General features: G+C 64.9%; 16 protein-coding genes. 4 read left to right on the forward strand and 12 right to left on the reverse strand.

Going from position 1 to position 21,594, the window contains the following annotated elements; genetic code table 11:
• Window positions 1-367: 367 nt before the first annotated feature.
• Window positions 368-928: a hypothetical protein gene (locus ABE454_RS05385; protein ID WP_346510671.1), complete on the reverse strand. Its 561-nt coding sequence runs from the start codon at window positions 926-928 to the stop codon at window positions 368-370.
• A gap of 704 nt (window positions 929-1,632) precedes the next feature.
• Between ABE454_RS05385 and ABE454_RS05390 the strand changes: the two genes are divergently transcribed.
• A complete protein-coding gene (locus ABE454_RS05390) occupies window positions 1,633-2,085 on the forward strand; it encodes a hypothetical protein (RefSeq protein WP_346510673.1) in 453 nt (150 codons plus the stop codon).
• Here ABE454_RS05390 and ABE454_RS16165 read toward each other — a convergent pair.
• Both ABE454_RS16165 and ABE454_RS05395 read right to left on the reverse strand, forming a co-directional pair.
• Complete coding sequence (locus tag ABE454_RS16165) at window positions 1,986-2,285, reverse strand: hypothetical protein (RefSeq protein WP_430825774.1); 300 nt, start codon at window positions 2,283-2,285, stop codon at window positions 1,986-1,988. The two genes, ABE454_RS05390 and ABE454_RS16165, sit on opposite strands and share 100 nt — an antisense overlap.
• Window positions 2,174-2,878 carry a hypothetical protein gene (locus ABE454_RS05395; RefSeq protein WP_346529785.1) on the reverse strand — a complete coding sequence of 235 codons (705 nt, stop codon included), beginning with the start codon at window positions 2,876-2,878 and terminating at the stop codon, window positions 2,174-2,176. The genes ABE454_RS16165 and ABE454_RS05395 overlap by 112 nt, the downstream gene beginning before the upstream one ends.
• Before the next feature lie 41 nt (window positions 2,879-2,919).
• On the opposite strand from ABE454_RS05395, the gene ABE454_RS05400 reads away from it, so the two are divergent.
• Together ABE454_RS05400 and ABE454_RS05405 are read left to right on the forward strand one after the other, a co-directional pair.
• The gene (locus ABE454_RS05400) at window positions 2,920-3,621 is read left to right on the forward strand and encodes a glutathione S-transferase (RefSeq protein WP_346529787.1); all 702 of its coding nucleotides are present in this window, start codon (window positions 2,920-2,922) and stop codon (window positions 3,619-3,621) included.
• Between the two features lie 117 nt (window positions 3,622-3,738).
• Complete coding sequence (locus ABE454_RS05405; protein ID WP_346529789.1) at window positions 3,739-5,799, forward strand: AsmA family protein; 2,061 nt, start codon at window positions 3,739-3,741, stop codon at window positions 5,797-5,799.
• A gap of 176 nt (window positions 5,800-5,975) precedes the next feature.
• On the opposite strand, the gene ABE454_RS05410 is transcribed toward ABE454_RS05405, so the two are convergent.
• The 3 genes from ABE454_RS05410 to ABE454_RS05420 all read right to left on the reverse strand — a co-directional run bounded on the left by ABE454_RS05410 (window position 5,976) and on the right by ABE454_RS05420 (window position 10,627).
• On the reverse strand, window positions 5,976-7,097 hold the full coding sequence (locus ABE454_RS05410; protein WP_346510679.1) for an osmoprotectant NAGGN system M42 family peptidase: 1,122 nt from the start codon (window positions 7,095-7,097) through the stop codon (window positions 5,976-5,978).
• Window positions 7,098-7,116: 19 nt separating this feature from the next.
• Entirely contained in the window at window positions 7,117-8,763 is a 1,647-nt protein-coding gene (ngg, locus tag ABE454_RS05415; protein ID WP_346529791.1) for an N-acetylglutaminylglutamine synthetase, read from the reverse strand.
• 88 nt (window positions 8,764-8,851) lie between these two features.
• Complete coding sequence (locus ABE454_RS05420) at window positions 8,852-10,627, reverse strand: N-acetylglutaminylglutamine amidotransferase (protein ID WP_346529794.1); 1,776 nt, start codon at window positions 10,625-10,627, stop codon at window positions 8,852-8,854.
• Between the two features lie 64 nt (window positions 10,628-10,691).
• Between ABE454_RS05420 and ABE454_RS05425 the strand changes: the two genes are divergently transcribed.
• On the forward strand, window positions 10,692-11,174 hold the full coding sequence (locus tag ABE454_RS05425; RefSeq protein WP_346529796.1) for a MarR family winged helix-turn-helix transcriptional regulator: 483 nt from the start codon (window positions 10,692-10,694) through the stop codon (window positions 11,172-11,174).
• Window positions 11,175-11,855: 681 nt separating this feature from the next.
• On the opposite strand, the gene ABE454_RS05430 is transcribed toward ABE454_RS05425, so the two are convergent.
• From ABE454_RS05430 to ABE454_RS05455, 6 genes are all read right to left on the reverse strand, one after another.
• Entirely contained in the window at window positions 11,856-13,745 is a 1,890-nt protein-coding gene (locus tag ABE454_RS05430) for a gamma-glutamyltransferase family protein (RefSeq protein ID WP_346529798.1), read from the reverse strand.
• A 142-nt stretch (window positions 13,746-13,887) separates the two neighbouring features.
• Window positions 13,888-15,243, reverse strand: a complete 1,356-nt coding sequence (locus tag ABE454_RS05435; RefSeq protein WP_346529800.1) for a dicarboxylate/amino acid:cation symporter — start codon at window positions 15,241-15,243, stop codon at window positions 13,888-13,890.
• A gap of 120 nt (window positions 15,244-15,363) precedes the next feature.
• Entirely contained in the window at window positions 15,364-17,040 is a 1,677-nt protein-coding gene (locus ABE454_RS05440) for an alkaline phosphatase D family protein (protein ID WP_346529802.1), read from the reverse strand.
• Between the two features lie 100 nt (window positions 17,041-17,140).
• Window positions 17,141-19,834, reverse strand: coding sequence for a TonB-dependent siderophore receptor (locus ABE454_RS05445; RefSeq protein ID WP_346529804.1), 2,694 nt, complete (start codon window positions 19,832-19,834; stop codon window positions 17,141-17,143).
• Between the two features lie 129 nt (window positions 19,835-19,963).
• Window positions 19,964-20,953 carry a FecR family protein gene (locus tag ABE454_RS05450; protein WP_346529806.1) on the reverse strand — a complete coding sequence of 330 codons (990 nt, stop codon included), beginning with the start codon at window positions 20,951-20,953 and terminating at the stop codon, window positions 19,964-19,966.
• Window positions 20,950-21,495, reverse strand: a complete 546-nt coding sequence (locus tag ABE454_RS05455; protein WP_346529808.1) for an RNA polymerase sigma factor — start codon at window positions 21,493-21,495, stop codon at window positions 20,950-20,952. The genes ABE454_RS05450 and ABE454_RS05455 overlap by 4 nt, the downstream gene beginning before the upstream one ends.
• Between the last annotated feature and the right edge of the window lie 99 nt (window positions 21,496-21,594).

Below are 21,594 nucleotides of genomic sequence, written 5' to 3' on the forward strand. Positions count from 1 at the left end.
GAGCCCAGTGAAGGATTTGACGCTGTCGTACCCGGCGTTTGCGTTCGTTATTCATGCCGGCGCCATCCAAGGCTCGATGAGAGCTCGTTCGTAGAAGCCTTGCCCCAAGCTCCCTCCGACGCTGAAGGCCTGTAGTTCCGGCCAGAGCTTAGCGGGCGGCTTTCCGATACGAGCGGCGACCTCTCGCGTCGTGATCATCCGTCGCCCCAGAGTCTCGACCTCATGTCTGGCGTATTGTGCGACCTCGCCCTTGGCGCTCAGCGACTGGAGATATTTCCGCTGCCGAAGCCAGCACACATCCTGAGCCGTGCAGTTCAGGTATCCACGTTCACCCTCTGGAGCGAGCTATGCATCCGGTGCTGGCCGCCTAGCTTGCTATCCTCATGGAGTAGGCCAGCATCAAAGCCTTCATCGACCGCTCCTGCTCAGCATCATCACCGAACAGCCCCACTACCCAGCTGAGCGCCGGCCGATACGCTCTCGGCACTGTGCGCCGCTTTAGCGCTGAAACCGGCGTCCTGCAGTAACCGCAAACGTGGAGCGCTGTCGCGTTCATCCAGGTCAGCAAATTACAGGTCGGGCGAGGGCAGCAGTCGATCAACATCTCCCAGCTGGTCGGGCAGAACCCAAGGTCGCGCACCATCCAGATGGCTTTGTCCGGCGCGCCAGGGACATGGCTCGGCGGCACACGGCGCCGACCACTCTCGACCTGATCCGGAGCAAGGATCCCCTGCTCGACAATGGCGTGATCCAGCCGATCCACGAACCGAGCGAACAGGTCACGATCACCCGCTCGTTTACTATCCAAGGGCTGTAGGTCGCAGGGCGGCAGCAGACGACCGTTGAGCTGGAGATTGCGCTCAAACAGCACCTTGGCTTCCAGCGTCCCCAGAAACGCGATCGGGACCACTCCACTGTCCAGCAGCACCTTCAGGGCGTCCGTGACGTCGTTCCTCGGGCTGCCACGATAGTTCAGGTGTTGACCTACATAAAGCGGTTCGGCTCTGTCGCCGCCGCGTGTGAAGCAGCGGGAGCGCGCTACTCGCGGCTTCGGCCCGGGCCAGCCGCCCTAGCCCCTGTACAGGGAGATGCCGCGATAAATAGGCGCAGCCGACCGCGTCTATGAGGCAAAACCGGCTGTCCAAGCGCACGAACACTGCGTCTGGCGCGCGCCGATCCGCTTTTAGAGACTTGCCGTCGGCGTCTCGGTTCTCAAGCAACGTGGCCAGCGTATATATATAGAATAATATATATCGCATTTCCGCAGATCATGAGGACTCAATCTCCAGCTGACGAGTCTTGGACTCTTCGATCCAATAATGACATCATGGCCGACGCGGCGGCGAATCCTTGCCCGCTTCAGGTCGGATTTTCCGCCTGTGACAGAGTCCTGGAAATAGAAGGTCGCTGTGCGTCCGCCCTGATTGATAAACTATGTCCGCAGCTTACCCCGGACACAACTCGAGCCCGAGGCAGTTCGCCAGGGGCTCGGCTGAGGACTGATCATCCTGTCGTTTGGCTGCGACTTGAAGATCATCTCCTGAAATGCCGGTCGGGTCAACTGCGTTTCGCAAGAAACGAAGGTCGATGGCGCTCGGGTTGGGTCTAACTCACAAAGACTAGGAGATTCAGATGGAAACCCTCCATCCACCCCTCAGCGTGCCCGAAAGGCACGATCCAACCGCCTTCGACCACGCGATCCAGGCATGCGGCCATGATGATGGGGATGCGCTCTCTTGGGAGAATCTGTCTGCGACAGCGACGCTCGTTCTCACCAAGGATGGGGCGCCGATCCGATCGATCATCACGGGGCGCAGACACATCACGACCGGTTCTTACGCGAGCCGTAAGGCCGGGCGAGGACTCCCATATGAAAGCATGGCGGAACGCGCCCTGTTCATGCAGAGCGAAGTGGACACGGATGTCGTGGACTATCGCGCGCAGCCGTTCCGCTTCGAGTTTGTCAGCAACGGCCAGAAGCGTACCTACATCGTCGATTGTGTACGCCTTCTGAGCGACGGCACGATCGAGGTGGTGGAGGTCAAGCATGATGCTCGGACGCGCAGCACGACGGCGACGAGATAGTCGTTCACGCGTTGGGGAAAGCCCACGAAACTGACCACGCCCTGCTCGTCATCGTGCGGTGCCAGCCTAGCGCGCACCTGGTCAATGATCACCTTCGCGCGGATGATCCTGGGCTTGTCGGCCATTCGTGGCGCGTCACCGTAGAATATCTCCTGCATCGGGTGATGAGGGATCGCTGCCTCGACATCTGTTTCAAGCATGTACTGCTCGTTGGCGCAGAGCAGTTTATCGCGGTCGCAGGCCAGCAACCAGTTGATCGCCCGACTGATCGTGTCGACGTAGGTCCCGAAGAATTGGTCGTTGGGCACGTTGTAGAGCATCCCCCCAGAAAGTACGATGGCGCGACGCCAGCCGCGAGATGCCCTTTGTCGATCATGGTGTTGCGCATGTTCTTGAGGATGCGCACGCAGGGCTTGAACCAGCTGTTGGTGGCCTGGTGCTTGGTCGTGGCATTGGCCCGGTGTTGCTTCGGATAGTTGATGATCTGCGCGCCGTCGCGGGTCCAGAAGCAGATGCCGTCGGTGTACCTCTGATCGTAGAAACTCTTGTACGACCAGTAGCGACGGAACTGCACGGCAGCGACGACGTCGGCATCCCGCCGGGAGCCTCGCGCGGCGACGGCGATGGCCTTGTGGCCGACAGTCACGTCGGGGTCGAAACGCTTGGCGAGTTGGGTGACCACGTCGCGCTTGAAATCGTCATAGTCATAAGCGGCGGGCGTGCGCGCGGTTTCGAACGCGGCCCTGTCGTTGGGGGAGAGGTTCTCGACGTCGTGATAGTAGACGCTGCCCACCCCCGCTGGCGTTCGCGATCAGCTAAGCGCTGGAGAGCTCCATGACGGACTTCACCCTCTATTATTGGCCGGTTCCCTTCCGGGGCCAATTCGTTCGCGCCATTCTCGCCCATGCCGGCAGGACCTGGTCGGAGACGAACGAAGCGGCGATCAGCGCGCTCATGCAGGAGCCGCCAGGGGAGATGCCCGTGCCTTTCATGGGGCCGCCAGTACTGGTCGATCACGTTTCCGGAGCGGCGATCTCCCAGATGCCCGCGATCCTTCTGTATCTGGGAGAGACGCTTGAACTGCTGCCTTCCACGCCAGAGCTGCGCGCCTTGACGATGAAGGTGGTCAATGACGCGAACTACGTCATCGATGAGATCACTCTGGACGGCGGCCGACAGATGTGGACCGAGGCGCGCTGGTCGGGCTTCGCGCCCCGCCTGGAAAAATGGATGGCGTTGTGGGAGGACCTGGGCCGACGCCATGGCCTGACGGCGCATTCCGGTTTCTTGCTGGGTGGAGAAAGGCCGGGCGTGGCCGACATCGTCACCGCGACCCTCTGGTCCGCCCTGACCGAGCGCTTCCGCCCTATCGAAGTAATGCTTGAAGAAACCGCCCCCATGACCGGGGGCCTTGCATGGCGCCTCTCAAGGACGCCAGCCCTGGCCCGCCTGGCGGAGTGGTCGCGCCGCGAATACGGCGACGCCTATTGCGGCGGCGACATCGAGCAATCCCTGCGTAGAGTTCTGAACGTCTGAGGCGCTCGAACGCGAGAGCCTCGGGAAAGCCGATGAGCGCCTGAACCCGCGCAAGCCGATCCGGCACATGGCGCCCTTTGCCGGTTGAGGCGTTAAGCAGCCTCACCGGAGGTGATCTTGCTCGACAGGCCTGGAGCGAAATCGGCGATCGACAGCTTGCGCCAGAAAGCGGAAGCGGCCCTGCGGCGCGCAGGAGAGTGCCGCGACACCTTTTGCGCCTACGTGGTCGCTCGGGATCCGGTATGGCTCGCCGTTCGTCGTCCCGGCCGGCCGGAGTTCATCGCGGCGGCGATCACCTTCGCCCTCGTCGCCGCCTTCCTCCTGTTCCTCGTTCTGTTCGACTGGAACTGGGTGCGCGGCCCTATCGGTCGCGCCGCCTCCGCCGCAACCGGCCGGGAGGTGGCTCTGAAAAGGGACCTGGATGTCAGGCTGTTCAGTTGGACGCCCTCGGCGACGGTGCGCAGTCTCAGCGTCGGCGGGCCCACATGGGCGTCCGGGCGCAATACCGCCGAGATCGAACGTCTCGACGTCTCGATACGATTGCGACGGCTGTTTCTGGGCCAGATCGAAGTGGCCTCGCTGGCCCTCACCCGCCCGCGGGTCCACCTGGTCGTCGACAGCCAGGGCCGGCGCAGCTGGGACCTGGAGCCGGACCGACCCGATGACGGGAGGGGCGCCAGGCTGCCCGTCATACAGCGCCTGGTCATTCACGACGGGCGGCTGACGTTGAACGAGCAGCGACGCGGCATGACGCTCGACGCCGTGGTCACGGCGCGTGAGGCGCGCTCGCCCCAGGATGGAGAGAGCGGCTTTGTGCTCGACGGCAAGGGGACCATGAATGGCGAGCCCCTGACGCTTCGCGTGACGGGCGGTGCCTTCATCAACATTCGCCGCGACCGGCCCTACGCCTTTACGGCTGAATTGGCCGGCGCGAGCTCCAGGCTGAGCGCCACCGGAGCCGTCACCCGGCCCTTCGACCTGGGTCGTTTCAACGCCAGGCTCGAGCTACAAGGTCGTGATCTGGCCGACCTCTACCTTCTCACCGGGATTACGACCCCCAACACGCCGCCTTATAGGCTGAGAGGAAGCCTGACGCGCGACGGAGCCCGGTTCCGCTTCGCGGACTTCAGCGGGCAGGTCGGATCGTCGGACCTGTCGGGGACCCTGGAGGTGAACAATGTCGAAGGGCGCCGCCGCGTCGATGCCGAGCTCGCGTCCCGTGCCCTGGACATCGACGACCTGGCGGCCGTGTTGGGCGCTCGCCCGCAGGTCACGACTGCGGGCACTGTCGCGACCTCGGGCCAGCCCGGCAAACTGCTGCCCGCCGCGCCCTTGCGAACAGAACGTCTGCGCGTGATGGACGGAACCCTCGCCTATCGCGCCGCTTCGGTGAAAGCCAACGCCTTCGACATCCGGCAGGTCCGGCTCGGCGCGGATCTGAAGGACGGCGTTTTGAAGCTCGATCCGGTCTCCTTCGCTTTCAACCGCGGCGAACTGAACGGAACCGCGCGGATCGACGCCACGAAGGACACGCCTTACAGCGCCGTCGACTTCCGTCTCAGCGGCTACCCGCTGGAATCCATCATACCCGCCCGGGACGGCGCGCCGACGGTGACGGGCCACGCCCTGGGCCGGGCGAAGCTGGAAGGGCCCGGCGCGTCCATTCATGAACTGGCGGCCCGTTCGAAGGGAAGCCTCAGCCTCGTCGTTCCTCAAGGGCGGATGCGTTCGGCCTTCGCCGAACTGCTGGGGATCAACGTCGGCGCCGGCCTGCGCAAGCTACTTTCGGGCGATCAGTCCACTTCGGCCATCCGCTGCGCCGTCGCCGATTTCAAGGTCTCAGACGGCGTTGCTACAGCCCGCACCCTGGTGATCGACACGGATGTGGTCCTGGCCCAGGGATCAGGAACCATCGACCTGGGGGCCGAAAAGCTGAATCTGAAGATCGACGGCGAAACCAAGAAGCCTCGTCTTATGCGGGTCTGGGCGCCGATCACCATCACCGGCCCCCTCGCTTCTCCGGATCTGGGCGTGGACCTGTCGGCCGTCGCCGCACAGGGCGGCGTTGTCGGAGCCCTGGCCACGCTCGTCAGCCCCATCGCAGCGCTGCTCGGCTTTATCGATCCCGGCCTGGCGGAAAACGCGGACTGCGGCTCCCTGATCGCCAGCGCGCGATAACCCTATGGTCGGGAAACGCCCTCGCACGATCCGGCGGCTCCTTCTTGCCGGGCGTGACGGCTCGCGCTCCGCTTCGCTCCCGCCTTGCGAGAACAGTATTTCGATCTGCGCCGGGTATAGCGTTTCAGGCTGAGAAGGACCTAGGTCTTCCCTTCGTCCCGACCGCCAGGGCAGCGTCAATTCGTCGAAATGTTCGGTTGATGCGTGAATCCCCTGACGCCTGTCAGCGCGCGCGCGTCGCGTCCGATTTCCACCTCGCTCTGGGCATAGAGGGTCAAGAGGCGAGCTAGATCGACTAAAGCGCTCTGATGGATGCGTTCGTAGCCATGGCTGGCGTCCACGCCGAACGTCACCAGGGCCGTGCGGATGTCGGCGCCGGATTCCAATGCAGAGGCGGAATCCGAACGGTAGTAGCGGAACACGTCTTTCTGATGCGGGATGTCGTGATCCCGCGCCAGTTGGACCAGCTTTCGGGAAAGGTGCCAGTCGAAGGGACCGGTCTGATCCGCCATGGCGATGGTGACGCCGAACTCGGACGAGTTCTGACCCGGCGCGGTGGTTCCGTTGTCCACCGTGACCATCGCCGCGACGTTTGGAACGAGCACGGCGGAGGCGCCCAGGCCCACCTCTTCGGCGATGGTGAACAGCCACCAGGTATCGACCCTGGGTGTGCGTTCTTCGCGCAACATGCATTCCAGAGCGGCCAGCATGACCGCGACGCCGGCCTTGTCGTCCAGATGACGTGACACGATGAAGCCGCTGTCGGTGAATTCGGGCTGGGCGTCGATGGCGACAATGTCGCCGACATCCACGCCCAGAGCCAGGGTGTCGGCCCGCCCGTGGATCACGGCGTCGATTCGCAGTTCGACCTGACGCCAATTGACGGGTTGATCGTCCACCTCTTCGTTGAAGGCGTGCCCGGAGGCCTTCAGGGGGAGGATCGTTCCGCGATAGCCTCCGCCTTCCGCAAAGACGGTGCAGCGGGCCCCCTCGGCGAAGCGTGACGACCAGTGGCCGATCGGCACAAGCTCCAGCCTGCCATTGTCCTTCACCGCCTTCACCTGGGCGCCGAGCGTATCGACGTGCGCGACGATGGCCCGCGCCGGGACGGCTTCGAGACCCGGCAGGCGCACTCGGATCGCGCCGCGTCGGGTCAGTTCATAATCCAGGCCCAGACGCTCCAGTTCCCGGCACAGGGCCCAGACGGCTTCGTCCGTGTAGCCCGTCGGACTGGGCAGGTTCAGGAGTTCCCCCAGGCGGGCGTTCAGGTAGTCCAGATCGATCTTCGGGAAGGTCAAGGTCGCTCCTGACATAGTCTCAGGCGTCGGCGCGCGCCGACAGCGGGAACAGCAGATCGATGAACCGTTCTGCCGTGGGGCGGGGTTCGTGATTGGCCAGGCCAGGGCGCTCGTTGGCCTCGATGAAGACGTAATCCGGCTGATCCGGCGCACGCACCATGAGGTCGATCCCCGTCACCGGGATGTCGATGGCCCGCGCCGCCGCCACGGCCGCTTCGACCAGAACCGGATGCACCTCGTCCGTCACGTCATGGATGGTGCCGCCGAGATGCAGGTTGGCCGCCTTGCGGACGAGAATCTCCTCGCCCTCCCCTGCGACGTCATCCAGGCCATAACCGCCCTCCGCCAGGGTGCGCTCCGTTTCCGCATCGATAGGAATGCTGGATTCGCCCCCGGTGGCGGCGGCGCGCCGACGGCTCTGATGCTCGATGAGGGCCCGCAAGGTCGAGCGTCCGTCGCCGATGACGCGCGGCGGACGCCGCACGGCGCAGGCCACGACCTCATAGTCGATCACGACCAGGCGCAGATCTTCGCCTTCCACCTGTTCCTCGACGAGGACGTCCGGACAGATGCGCCGGGCGCGCAGCAGGGCCGCCTGGACGTCGGCCATGGTCTTCAAACCCACGGCCACGCCCTTGCCCTGTTCCCCTCGCGCAGGCTTGACCACCAGCTGACCATAGGTCTCCAGCGCTTCGTCGATCGCGCCGAGATCCTGCGGATCGATGCGGCGCGGCACGCGCACTCCGGCGGCTTCCACGATCCTGCGGGTCACCCGCTTGTCGTCGCAGATGCTGAGAGCCACGGCCGAGGTCAGCTCCGAAAGGCTTTCGCGGCAGCGGACGGAGCGTCCGCCCCAGGAAAGGCGGAACAGCCCTCCTTCCGAGTCGATGATGTCGGTCTGGATGCCCCGTCGCCGCGCTTCGTCCACGATGATCCGGGCATAGGGATTGAGCGCATGATCGTCCGAGGGCCCGACGAACAAGGCTTCGTTGATCGGGTTCTTGCGCTTCACGCCGAAGAAATGGACGCGCCGGAAACCCAGCTTCTCATAGAGGGCGATCGCCTGGGCGTTATCGTGCATGACCGACAGGTCCATGTGGGCCAGGCCGTGCGTCCTGAAATGCTCCGCCAGACGGCGGACCAGAGCCTCGCCGATCCCCGGCTGTGTCGCCTGGGGATCGACCGCCAGGCACCAGAGGGATGCGCCGTTCTCCGGATCCTCGAAGGCCCGAGCGTGATTCACACCCGTCACCGTCCCGATCACCGCTCCGGTCGTCAGGTCCTCCGCGACGAAATAGGAGAGGGTCCGATCGTCGCGATGCGACCAGAGGAAATCCTGCGGCGCCTGCACCATGCGACGCTTGGCGTAGATATCGTTGACCGCCTGGGCGTCCGCTTCAGACATCAGACGACGAATGGTGAAGCCCCGCGGCTGACGGCGGCTGGACCGATAGGTCGCCAGGTCCAGCCGATAGGTATGAGACGGATCGAGGAACAGCTCCTGCGGCGCCGAGGCGAGCAGGACGTGGGGATTGCGGACGTAGAAGGCGATGTCGCGGCGATCCGGCCCCTCCGCGCGCAGAGCCTCGACCAGAGGCGCGGCGGTCTCGAAGGTCTGGGCGAACAGAAGGCGGCCCCAGCCGCAGTCAAGGACAGCATCGCGCACGGACTCACGTCCCGAGGGCACGGGCGGTTTGAGGCCTTCATGACGCATGCGTTTCAGCCGGTGCGCCTTAGGGCGCGCGAGACGAAGATCAGACGCCATGTTGCTGCATCCACATCTCGAGGACGGCGACCTGCCACAGCTCCGAACCACGCAAAGGGGTGATATGGCCTGTCGGGTCGTTGAACAGCCGATCCAGGTAGGCTCTGTCGAACAGCCCGCGGTCGCGCGCCGCCTGATTAGTCAGGGTCTCGCGCACCATGTCGAGATAGGGACCCTGGATGTACTTGAGCGCGGGCACCGGGAAGTAGCCCTTCTTGCGATCGATCACCTCTGATGGGACGACAAGGCGCGCCGCCGCCTTGAGCACGCCCTTGCCGCCCTGGGCCAGCTTGTGTTCCGGCGGGATACGGCCGGCCAGTTCGACCAGTTCATGGTCCAGGAAGGGCACGCGCGCCTCCAGTCCCCAGGCCATAGTCATATTATCGACCCGCTTCACCGGATCATCGACCAGCATCACCTGGCTATCCAGCCGCAGCGCCTTGTCGACAGAGGTCTCCGCCCCGGCTTGCGCGAAATGCGCCTCGACCAGAGCCCGGCTGACATCGACATCCGTCATATAGGCGCCGTTCAACTGGGTTTTCAGGATTTCGTGGCTGCGGTCGAAGAAGGCGCCGGCGTAGCCTTCGACAGGGTCGGCGGCCCCGACCATCGAAGGATACCAATGGTAGCCGCCGAACACCTCGTCGGCCCCTTGCCCGGACTGGACCACCTTGATGTGTTTCGAGACTTCCTGGCTCAGCAGATAAAAGCCAACATTGTCATAGCTGACCATCGGCTCGGACATGGCGCCGATCGTGCCCGGCAGAGCCTCCATCAGCCGCTGGTGCGGCACGAAGATCTGATGGTGCTTCGTCCCATAGTGTCTGGCGATCAGGTCGGAATAGACGAACTCGTCTCCCTTCTCGCCGTTAGCCTCCTCGAAGCCGACCGAAAAGGTCATCAGGTCCTTCTGACCCAGTTCGGCCAGCAGGCCGACGATCAGGCTGGAATCCACTCCGCCCGAGAGCAGCACGCCGACCGGCACATCGGCGACCATGCGGCGCTTCACCGCCGTGCGCAGGCTGTCCAGCACCCGGTCGCGCCAGTCCTCGGCGGTCAGGGCTGCGTCCCCGGCGTGGCGCGTCATGTCCGGGCGCCAGTAGACCCGTTCGCGCGACGCGCCGTCCGGCTCGATCACACGTATCGTCGCCGGCGGAAACTTCTTCACCCCCTTCAGGATGGTGTGCGGCGGCGGCACCACCGCATGAAAGGTCATATAATGGTGCAGACCTACCGGATCGATTGTCCTGTCGACGTCGCCCGCCGCCAGAAGCGCCGGGAGGGTCGAGGCGAAACGCAGCCGCCTGCCTCGTTCGGCTAGATACAGCGGCTTGATGCCGAAACGGTCGCGCGCGATCACGATCCGACCACTGTCGCGTTCGTGCAGGACGAAGGCGAACATCCCCTTGAACCGCTCGACGCAGGCCTCGCCCCAAGCCTTCCAGGCCTTGATGATCACCTCCGTGTCGCCGTGCGAGAAGAAGCGGAAACCCAGGCCCTGAAGCTCCTCGCGCAATTCCGGATAGTTGTAGATGCAGCCGTTGAAGGCCAGGGTGACGCCCAGATCGGCGTCTACCATCGGTTGCTGCGCCTTCTCCGACAGGTCGATGATCATGAGGCGCCGATGCCCCAATCCTACTGGCCCACGTATCACGATGCCGGCCCCATCCGGTCCCCGAGGCGAGAGAGCGTCCGTCATCCGCTGTACCGCGCCGGCGTCGGCCGGACGCCCGTCGAAGTTGATCTCGCCGCTAAAACCGCACATGGGTCCTCCTTGAAATGTAGATGCAGCGCGTACAAATGGTTAGTCCACGAATGAGTTCAACCCGATGAGCGAAATTCCCCTGCCGTCAGCAGCCGACGCCACGGCGTCTTTGGTGCGCTCGGTCCGCCGCATAGCCCAAGCGATCGACGTCCGCTCGCGCGAGATCGTCCGGCTGACAGGCCTGACGCTTCCCCAGCTTCTGGTGCTGCAATCCATCCGTCATCTCGGCGAGGTCAGCACCCGCGCCATTTCGCGGGACGTCTCTATGTCGCCGCCGACCGTGGTGGCGGTGCTCGACCGACTGGAGGCGCGCGGCCTCATCGTCCGGTACAGATCGACCACGGATCGTCGCATCGTCCACGCGCGCCTGACCGAACCAGGGCACAAGGCTCTGGCCGAGGCGCCGGACCTTCTTCATGCAGATGTGCTGGCGAGGCTCGCGCTGCTGTCGCCGAACAAGCGACGCCAGATCGCCGGCGCCGTCGCCGCTCTCGCCGATCTCATGGCGCCTTCCGACTTGGGTACGGAAGCACATCGAAATGCCTAAACAGGTCCGCGTCGTTTCCCTCATCAGGCTTTCCCGGTGCCCGCGACAGCGGCGTGGCCTATGCCGAACGCATGCTCAAGGCCAGGTCCAACGGATTACGCCCATCTGCCGGCGAACGCTCTCCCTTCCGCGAGCAGCCGCTCCGAGGCGCGGCGTTCTTCCGCGCCTCCCCCACGCGGCGGCTCGAACTCAAGCTCGCCAGACGCGACTGTCTGACCGCTGAGGCATCCGCAGCGTCGGCCGTCTCACGGAGCCTCCATTCATCCTCTCACATTCCCGGCGAGAACCGCCACGGCACCGAAAAGCGCAATGAGCTATTCTGAGATCGCCGCTGCGCGCGCGTTGAGCGTCAACACGGTCCCGCATGAAGAGGCACACGATTCAAGTTGGTGAGAGATCAGGAGCCTCCCGTCGTTCGTCATAGAAGAATCGCACCATCTCAAACAAAGCTCCTACTTCTCGATTTGGCAGGAAGCAGATAGTTCGAAAGGCTTCCGCGAAGCGGAGCCACTCGGGGGCGTTCTTCAAACCTTGAAAGAACGCCCCCTGCGAATCTGGAAAATTCATCTCCTGAAACGATACGCATAGACGTGCGTCCGCATCTCTGCGTTCAGAACAGCTTCCTCGCCACTCCATAAGCAGATCGCCCACCGAGCGGATGCAAGGCGGGCGATCTGGTTTTCAGTAGCCGACTGCGTATCCCATGCGTCGGGGATCGCCGCCCGCCATCGGCTGGCCGTCCGCAGAGACGAGGATGCCCTGAATACTGCCGATGGCGTAGGGGCCAACAGGCTCGACGGTGTGGCCCATCGCCTTCAACTGGGCCATCGTCTCGACGGGGAAGCGCGCCTCCATTTGCAGGCGGATCGCGGCGCCGGGCGTGTAGAAGCCCGGATCGGCGTCAATGGCGATGCGCGGCGCCTCGATGGCTTCCTGGATCGACTGGCCGCGGTCGATGACGTTGACCAGCGTCTGGAACTGGGTCTGGCCGATCGTCTCGCCGCCCGGCGTCCCGAAGATCATCCTGAGCTTGCCGTTGTCCTTGACGATGACAGGACAGTTGCCCAGCAGCGGAATACGCCCCGGCGAGACGAAGTTCGGATGGTCGCGATAGGGGGCGGTCGAGCCGACGCGCAGGCCGTTGTTGCAGATCAGACCCGTCTCCCCCATCACCAGCAGGGTGCCGAAGCCGCCGCCCAGGGTGGTTGTGCAGGCGATGGCGTTGCCGTCGCTGTCGATCACAGACAGGCTGGTGGTGTCGCCCGGCACGCTGGCGGCTCGCAGGCGGCGGCGCAGGCCCGCCGAGCGGTTCATCAGGTCGGCGCCGGTCGGATAGGCGATGGCGGCCTGCGGATTGATCAGGCGACGACGCTGATCGGCGAAGGCCTTGGAAATCAGCGTCTCGGTCGGCGTGGGGGCGGATGCAGGATCGGCGGCGTAGCGATAGACGTCGGACTTGGCGACCTTGATCGTCTCGGCCAGCAGGTGGACCGCCTGAGCGCCGTCGGCCGGAAGGGCGCCGAAGTCGAAGCCCTCCAGCAGGTTCAACTGCTCGCACATCTCCAGCCCGGTGCGCGAGGTGACGGGGCTGCAATAGACGTCGATGCCGCGATAGCTGGTGCTGACCGGCGCCTGCCATTTGGGCCGATAGTCCTGCATGTCCTTCATACGCAGCCAGCCGCCGCCCGCCTGTGAAAAGCGGGTCATCTCCTGCGCGATGGGGCCGGTGTAGAAATAGTCATAGGCTGCCTGAAGCCCGGCGTTGCGGTCGCCGCCTGCCTTCAGTGCGGCGCTTTCAGCATCCGCGAGAGATTGGAAGGTGCGGGCCAGCGGCAGGTTGCGGAACAGCGAACGCGGCGCAGGCGGCTGCCCGCCGGGCAGATAGATGGCCGCTGTCGTGGGATAACGGGCCAGCGCCGCCTGCTGTCGGCGGATGGTGGCCGAGATGGAGACATCCATAGGATGGCCGTCGCGGGCATAGCCGATGGCGGGCTCCAGCAGCACCGACAAAGGCAGGCGGCCGAAGCGTCGGGCCAACTCGATCCAGCCGCCGAAGGCGCCGGGCGTGACCACGGCCTTGTGCCCGGCGTTCAGTTCCGACGGGTCGATCTGATTGTCCAGCAGGCCCGGCGCGGCGCCGGTGAAGGCGAGCGACAGGACTTCGCCCGACTTCTTGTCCAGACAGGTGGCGAAACCGTTGCCCGCTGCGCCGGAGGCCCAGGGCTCGACCACGTTCAGCACGGCCATGGCGGCGACGGCGGCGTCGGCGGCCGAGCCGCCCTGCATCAGCATCCGCACCCCGGCCATCGAGGCCAGCGGATGCCCCGCCGCGACGCCGCCGTGCGGGAAGGGAACTTCGACCCGGTGCGAGGAAACCGAGGCCGCGCCGCTGGCTGGGGCGTCCGGCGCCTGACGGCCTACGCCGGTCTGGAAGGCGGTGCGGGCGACCGCGTCCTGACCCTGGGCCACGGCCAGCGCCGCGCCGCCCATACCGCCGAGCAGAATTTGGCGCCGACCGATACCTTTGCGGCCTACCTCTGCATGCCCCGCCTTCATCGATTCATGTGTCATGTCTTACTCCCCACTCTGATTACACTTGTCGACGTTTAACGCCCCACGCGACCGAAACAGCATGGCGTGAATCCGCAGCCATCAACCGTGAACGGCACAGCGCTCTGGCATGTCAATTCATGCCACAACTGCAGTTTCGAAATCAGTCGCCCGCCAGAACCTGATCATCTCCCGGACCGGCGGCAGGATCAGGCGCAGCGGCAAGCGGCTGAGGCCCGCCATCCAGCGCCGCCTTCAGCGCATTGCGGTCCAGTTCGCCTTCCCATCGCGCGACGACGATGGTGGCCACGGCGTTACCGATAAAGTTGGTCAACGCCCGGCATTCGCTCATGAAACGGTCGATACCCAGAATCAGCGCCATGCCCGCCACCGGCACGCTGGGCACGACCGACAGGGTGGCCGCCAGGGTGATGAAGCCCGCCCCTGTGATGCCTGCCGCCCCCTTGGAGGACAGCATGGCCACCAGCAGCAGCAGGATCTGATCCTGCAGACTCAGGTCGATGTTCAGCGCCTGAGCGATGAACAGCGCCGCCATCGTCATATAGATGTTGGTGCCGTCCAGATTGAAGGAATAGCCGGTCGGCACGACCAGGCCGACAACGGATTTGGACGCCCCGGCGTGCTCCATCTTGGAGATCAGACTGGGCAGAGCCGCCTCCGAACTGGAGGTGCCCAGCACCAACAGCAGTTCTTCTTTCAAATAGCGGATCAACTTCAGGATATTGAAGCCGTTCGCGATTCCCACCAGCCCCAGAACTCCCACCACAAAGATGGCGGACGTCAGATAAAAGGTGACGATCAGGGCGAACAGATTGGCGACAGACGAAATGCCATAGGCGCCGATAGTGAAGGCGAAGGCCCCGAAGGCGCCGATCGGCGCGGCCTTCATCAGGATGGCCACCAACTTGAAGAAGGCCGCACTGACAGACTCCAGCACCTTCATCAGCGGATTGCCCAGATCGCCGACCATGGCCAGGGCGACGCCGAACAGAATCGAGACGAACAACACCTGAAGGATATTACCCGTCGCAAAAGCACTGACGACCGTGTCGGGGATGATGCCCGTCAGGAAGCCGACAATGGTGCTCTCATGCGCCGCTTGGGCGTACTGGGCGACAGCGCCCTGATCCAACGACCCCGGGTCGATGTTCAGCCCATGACCCGGGCGTACAACATTGGCGATGATCAGGCCGACGATCAGCGCCAGCGTTGAAAAGACCAGAAAGTAGCCGAAGGCCTTGGCGGCCACCCGCCCTACCCGGCCGATATCCCGCATTCCGGCGATGCCGGTAACGATGGTGAGGAAGATCACCGGTGCGATGACCATCTTCACCAGCTTGATGAAAGCGTCTCCGAGCGGCTTCAGGCTCTCGCCGAACTCGGGCCAAAAGTGGCCGATGGCGCCCCCCGCTACAATGGCCGCCAGCACCTGAAAATAGAGATGCCGATAGAAGGGGCGGCGCACGACAACCGTCGTGTTGGACGCGATGGGGAACAAGAAGGTCGCTCCTGATAGCGAGCAGCGGGCTCGCGGATTTCCTCACTGCGCGATCTTCGCCACGCTTCGACCTCAGTATGAGCATCGCACGCTTACAGAAAGAAAAAACCGCGGGCCCTCTTACCCCTCCTGCACCTGAAAGCTTCCTTCGCCATCAGCGGTGATGCGGGCGAAGCGCCAGGCGCGGCCGTCGCGCGTCTCGATATCCGCCACCTGATGATAGTCGCACGTCAGGGCGTCCGGCGTGATGCTGACGATCAGGAAGCCGTGGTCGCGGACGTGGGCGAAGCGGACGTCGGGGTTCTTGGCGACCAGCGCCTTTTCGGCGACCTCATAGATGCGGGGGTCGGGGCTGATGGTCTCATAGCCGCCGGGCGAGGTGACGCTGCCGGTTCCGAACTCGACGCCGACGAAGCTTTCGTCGCGCGGGTCGTGCAGGCGGTTGCCCCAGAACATGTGCGTGTCGCCGCTGAGGATGGCCAGATTGGCCCGGCTGCGGCGGGCGGCGTCATACAGGCGCAGGCGCGCCGCCGGATAGCCGTCCCACGCGTCCAGATTGATCGGCAGGCCCAGGCGCGTGCTTTCCAGCCAGCGGCGCGAGCCGGGTCGCGACATCGCCTCTTCCAGCAGGTCTTCAGGCATGACGGAGATGAAGTCCGGCGCCCGCATCCGGGCCACGACAACCTGATTGGCCAGCATCTGCCACGTCGTTCCGCGTTGGACCGAGGCGGTCAGGGCGTCTTCCAGCCATAGCTCCTGCGCCGCGCCCATCATGGAGCGTTCGGGGCGGTTCAACACCTCGGCCTCGAAACGGGCGGCGTCTGGACGGCCCTCGGCGTCGAAGATCATCTCGCGTGAGGCGCTGGGCGCCTTGGTGCGGCCGGTCAGACGCGTCTCGACCGCGATCAGCGACAGCAGGTCGCCGAAGTCATAGACGCGGTTCAGCACATGCGCCGGGCGGCCCGGCGGCGGGTCGCGCATCGGCAGCCATTCGAAATAGGCCTGAATCGCCGCATCGCGACGGCGATCCCAAGGGCCTTCGGTATCCTCGTCATGGTCGGGCGCGCCGCCCATCCAGCTGTTGTTCGCCGTCTCATGGTCGTCCCAGACGGTGATGAAGGCGGCGCGGGCGTGGGCGGCCTGAAGGTCAGGGTCGGTGCGATACTGGGCGAAGCGGCGGCGGTAGTCGTCCAGGGTGACGATCTCATGTGCGGGATCATGCTCACGGCCCAGGGCGCGGCTTTCGTCGCCGCCATAGCCGTCGACGCCGTATTCATAGATGTAGTCGCCCAGGTGGACGACGGCGTCCACCGGCTGTTCCAGATCAGCGATGGCGCGATAGGCGTTGAAATAGCCGAAGCCGTAGTGGGAGCAGGACACCACCGCCAGCCGCGCCTGCTCGACATCTCCGCCCGGCAGGGTGCGCGCCCGCCCGACCGGCGAGACGGCGTCAGCGCTGTGGAAGCGGTAGAAGTATTCACGCCCGGCGCGCAGGCCCGTCACATCGACCTTGGCCGTGTGGTCGCGCGCGGCCGTGGCCTGGACCGTGCCGGACTGGACGATGCGGTTGAACCCGGCGTCCTCGGCCGCCTCCCAGCGCAGGGTGACCACGCCGCCCGCGCCTGTCGCGCGGGTCCAGATCACAAACCCCGTCCGCGTCGGATCGCCCGCTGCAATGCCGTGGGTGAAGACGGCCGGATCGACCGAGGCGCGCGCGGCGGCGGGACCGGTCAGCGCCGCGCCGCCGCTCATCAGGGCCAGAGCGCCGCGGCGCGACAGACGAAGGTTCTGCGTCATCGAACATACTCTTTTCGTTCGAGATGCGCCGTGCAGACGGCGCGGAATAAAGCATTCCGGCGGCCAGTCGTCCCGGCCGCCGGATGGAGAGTCTCAGGCCTTAGAAGCGATAGGCCAGGTTCACCCGGAACATGCGCGGCAGGCCCGGCATGACGGCGACTTCCTTGTAGACCTCGGCCGAGGGGGTGAAATATTCCTCGTCGAACAGGTTATCGATGTTGGCCGAGACGGTGACGTTGCGCACCTTCACATAGGCCGCCGCCTTGGCCAGCGTATAGCCGGGCAGACGCAGGCTGCTTTCCAGAATGCCTCCCGTTTCCGAGACATAGGTGGCCCCGGCGGTGAAGCCCGCGCTGGCCTCGGCGCCCATCAGGGTGAAGGGATCGGTCGTATAGGCGCCGAACAGGCTGAACACCGTGTCGGGCATGGTGCGCACGACATAGCCGTCGGCCAGTTCCGGGAAGCTGCCCGCATTGTTCACCGCAAAGGTGCCGCCGTAGGACAGGACCGGATCAAAGCCCAACTGCTCGGGCCGCAGCTCCAGATACTCGCCCTTGCCCTTGCCCGGCGCATCCACGCGCGTTTCCTGCAGCGTCAGCGCCGTGGTGAAGCTGAGCTTGTCAGTGGCCAGCCAGTGGGCCTCCAGCTCAAAACCGTCCGAGGTGGTGCCGCTGACATTGCCCATGATGTCCGTCTGGCGGCGGAACTGCTCATAATAGGCCGCGCCGCCAAACAGGGCGCCGTCGAACAGCGAGAACTTGACCCCGACTTCCTTCAACTCCGACGGCGAGATGAACAGATTGCTGGTCACCGTGCCGACCGACACGCCGCCGGTCTGGGTCGATTCCAGCGAGCGAGGCTCAGCGAAGGTGACATAGGGCGTCAGGCCCCACGGCGTCTCATAGCGGGCCGACAGTGACCAGGTGACGGCGTCCTTGCTGTTCTCGACCCAGGTGTCCTTCAGGCCGAAGACCGTCTCGCCCTTGTTGATCGCCTTCACGTCGTAATCGTCCCAGCGCAGCCCGGCCAGGATGCTGAAACGGTCGAAGATGGTGATGTCGCTCATGGCGAAGACCGAGCGGCTGTTCCACTCCATCTCGTGCCGCGAGTCCCACATCTGAACCCCGTCCTTCATCAGGGGCGCAGCGATGCGATCGCCCGCCGTCGAGCCGTGCGACAGGTCGCGACGGTTCAGGGCGATATAGCCGGACAGGAAGCTTTCATACTGTTTGGCCGTATGGTCGCGATAACCGGCGCCGACGACGGTGTCGGCGCTGACGTGCTGGCCGAAGCGCGAGGGGAAGCTGTAGGTCACGCGGCCTTCGAGGGCGCGGGCGTCATAGTCGGCGGCGAAACCAAAGCTGTTGAAACGCTGGTTCTCGATGTCGTCCATGAAGGCCTTGAAGGCCAGCACCGACCCGTTCGCCATCTGCTTCTGCAGGCCCGCATAGGCGGTGAAGGTGCGGCTGTCGTTATAGTCGGCGTTGTCGGCCATGACGTTACGGCGGCTCAACTTGGTCGTGCCGACGCCTTCATCAAGGGCGAATTTCGGATTGTTCTTGCCGCCGTATTCCAGGATCTGGCGGATGTTGGACGTGCCGCCCCAGGCGCCGAAGGCGGCGTCGATCTCGCCGTATTCGATCATACCCGAGCCATCCAGATCGACCAGATCGGTGTCACGCCCGGTGATGTAGACGCCGTTATCGATCAGGTTCTGCGTCACCCGGTTCCAGCCCGGCGACTGGATGCGGCCCGACTCCTTGAAGTGCATCAGATTGACTTCGCCCGACCAGCCGTCGCCGAAGTCGCCGACATAGGTGGCCTGAAGGTTCAGGTGCTCAGGGTGGACGTTGCGGTAGTAGGAGTCCGAGTCCTCGCGCTCGACATAGAAGGCGAAACCGCCCTCGCCCACCGGCACGACGATGTCCGCCGCCGCATTGCGCCGTCCGTAAGAGCCGACGGTGACGTTGACGCCGCCGCTCATTTCATCGGCATAGCGCGCATCGACGCCGCGCGCCGACTTGGGCACGAAGTTCAGCAGGCCGCCGACCTTGCCGGGGCCATAGATGGGCGATGACGGCCCGCGCAGCACCTCGACATAGGCGGCGGCGCCCAGATTGGACGAAAAGCTGCCCCGGTTCTCGATCCGCTTGAAGCCCTGAAAATAGGTGTCGGCCAGGGTGCCGCGCACGTTCAGATTGCCCGGCACGCCGAAAAAGCTGGCCGTATAGGCGCCGGGCACGGCGGCCACCAGATCGTCGACGTTCTCCATCCCATAGCGGGCGATGGTGTCCGAGCTGACGCGCGAGGCCGAACGCGGCGTCTCCAGCAGCGAACGGTCCAGCCCGGTGAAGCTGTCGGTCGCGCCCTTCTGAAGGCGGCTCAGCGGATCGAAACGGGCGGTGACGACCACGTCGCCGATCTGGGTCGTCTCAGCCCGCGCCTCGGCGGCCGAAACGATGACGAAGGCGCCGTTCGGGTCGCGCCGGAACGTCAGATTGGCGCCTTCCAGCAGACGCGCCAGCGCCTCCGACGCCGTCATCGAGCCTGTCAGCACGCTTGAACGACGGTTGTCCAGCGTCACGCCCGCGGCGACGATCACCGTGCCCGTCTGTTCAGCCAGCGCCACCACCGCCCGGTCCAGCGACTGGGCCTCGATGCGGATGGCGTGAACCTGTGCGGCGGCCGGAGCGGACTGGGTCTGCGCCACTGCGGGCATGGCAGCGGCAGCCAGCACAAAAACGGCGGCGGAAGACGTGGCGACGGCCTTCAGCGTGGAACGACGAATGATCAACTCTATCCCCTGAGCAATGCGCGAAGCCTGCAGCCGACACGGCCCCCAACAGCTTCGACATCCCCCAGACGCAGGCCGACGCCCTTCCTTCCAGCTCGCCGGTCGATTTCATTAAAGCTTCAAGATAACTCAGCTTTTCAGCATCATTTGGATTTCGCCCTCGGCGTTCCTGCGGCGCGTCAGATGGCCGTTCAGCTCCTGCGCCAGACTCTCCAGCGCCTGCGGGATCTGCTCGATGGTGAAGGCCGCCGTCACCTTGTGTGCGCCCAGCTGCGGCGAGGCGATCGTCACACCGGGCCGGTAATAGCGGTTCACCTCGGCCACCACCTCCGACAGCGGCTGGTCGATGAAGCTGAAGCGCTGACGCCGCCACGGGGCGACGCCCGCCGGATTGATGGCCGCCTGTTTCAGCACGCCCTCGCGCAGGGCTGCGCGCTCGCCTGCGCCGATCACGACCTGTTCGCCCGTGGCGGTCGCCGTCACCCGCACCCGCCCCTCTTCAACAAAGACTTCCGGCCCCTGTTCGCCCAGACGCACCTCGAACGCCGTGCCCAGCGCCTCGGCCTTCAGCCCTGCGCCGACCACGGTGAACACCCGCGTCTCATCCCGCGCCACATCAAAGAAGGCCTCGCCCGCATCCAGCCGCATATGACGCATCCGCTCGCCCACGCGGGTCGCCAGAACCGAGCGCCCGCCCAGAGACACGCGCGAGCCGTCCTCCAGCGACAGATGACGGATCTCACCCACCTCGGTCGCAAACCGACGCCGCTCACCGCTGGCCAGTTGCAGCGCCAGAGGCGTCACCGCCAAGGCTCCGATCCCCGCCGCTATCGCCATCAGCCCTCGACGCGACGGCGCGGCCCAGAGGCGCGGCCCAGCGTGTGGCGAAACAGCCGGAACAGCCTGCGCTTCACTCAAACTCTGCTGGTTCAGCGCCTCGGACCAGTCCAGCCGCGCCCACAGAGCCTCGGCCTCGGCATAGGCCGCCGCATGATCCGGCGACGCGGCCCGCCACGCCTCGAACGCCCGGCGATCCGCCGCGGTGACCGGCCCGCCGCATCGCAGAGCCAGCCATTCCAACGCCTGTTCGATGGGCGGCGCATCACTCCGCGCCGTCATGCCGCCTCCGTCCCGCGCATCTGAACGGCGCGGCGCAATTCGATCAGCGTCCGCGCGATCGTGCGGCTGATGTCCGCCGCAGAGCGCCCCGTCAAGCGCGAGATCTCTGCATAGGTCAGCCCCTCGATCCGGCTCATCCGCAAAAGGCCGCGCGCCTCAGGATCCAGCGCCTGAATGCCGCGATCCAGCGCCTCCTGTTCTTCACGCATCAACAGGGCCTCCTCGGGACTGATTTCATGTTGCGGCGGCGTGGTGTCGGCCAGCGCCTTCCAGCGACGTTTCTGGCTGTCTGCACGACGGATGGAGTCCTTCAGGGCGTTGCGCGCCATGACGAACAGAAAGGCGCGTGGATCGGCGACCCGATCCCGGTTCTCCAGCGTGCTGAAGCGCAGAAAGGCCTGCTGCAGGGCGTCATCCACCCCATCCTGCTGCGCGCCATAACGACGGACCAGCGCCGTACGGATTTCCACGCCATAACGCGCCAGCAGATAGTTCAGCGAACGGCTGTCGCGTCGCCCGTCCGCCTGGCCTCTTTTCGACATCGCCTTGCCAGAATACGTCCCCGTATCCTCGCCATGCCCCCATCAGGCGACACCTGCTTCACCGTTAAGCGCCAGTTTTATGAATATGGCTTCAGTTTT

This window comes from Brevundimonas diminuta (assembly GCF_039673845.1).
GTDB lineage: Bacteria > Pseudomonadota > Alphaproteobacteria > Caulobacterales > Caulobacteraceae > Brevundimonas > Brevundimonas diminuta_E.

Bases quoted from the DNA above. Each gene is read 5' to 3' on its own strand.
- ABE454_RS05390 (WP_346510673.1), top strand. From the start codon at position 1,633: ATGGAAACCCTCCATCCACCCCTCAGCGTGCCCGAAAGGCACGATCCA.
- ABE454_RS16165 (WP_430825774.1), bottom strand. From the start codon at position 2,285: ATGCTTGAAACAGATGTCGAGGCAGCGATCCCTCATCACCCGATGCAG.
- ABE454_RS05400 (WP_346529787.1), top strand. From the start codon at position 2,920: ATGACGGACTTCACCCTCTATTATTGGCCGGTTCCCTTCCGGGGCCAA.
- ABE454_RS05420 (WP_346529794.1), bottom strand. From the start codon at position 10,627: ATGTGCGGTTTTAGCGGCGAGATCAACTTCGACGGGCGTCCGGCCGAC.
- ABE454_RS05425 (WP_346529796.1), top strand. From the start codon at position 10,692: ATGAGCGAAATTCCCCTGCCGTCAGCAGCCGACGCCACGGCGTCTTTG.
- ABE454_RS05430 (WP_346529798.1), bottom strand. From the start codon at position 13,745: ATGACACATGAATCGATGAAGGCGGGGCATGCAGAGGTAGGCCGCAAA.
- ABE454_RS05440 (WP_346529802.1), bottom strand. From the start codon at position 17,040: ATGACGCAGAACCTTCGTCTGTCGCGCCGCGGCGCTCTGGCCCTGATG.
- ABE454_RS05450 (WP_346529806.1), bottom strand. From the start codon at position 20,953: ATGACGGCGCGGAGTGATGCGCCGCCCATCGAACAGGCGTTGGAATGG.
- ABE454_RS05455 (WP_346529808.1), bottom strand. From the start codon at position 21,495: ATGTCGAAAAGAGGCCAGGCGGACGGGCGACGCGACAGCCGTTCGCTG.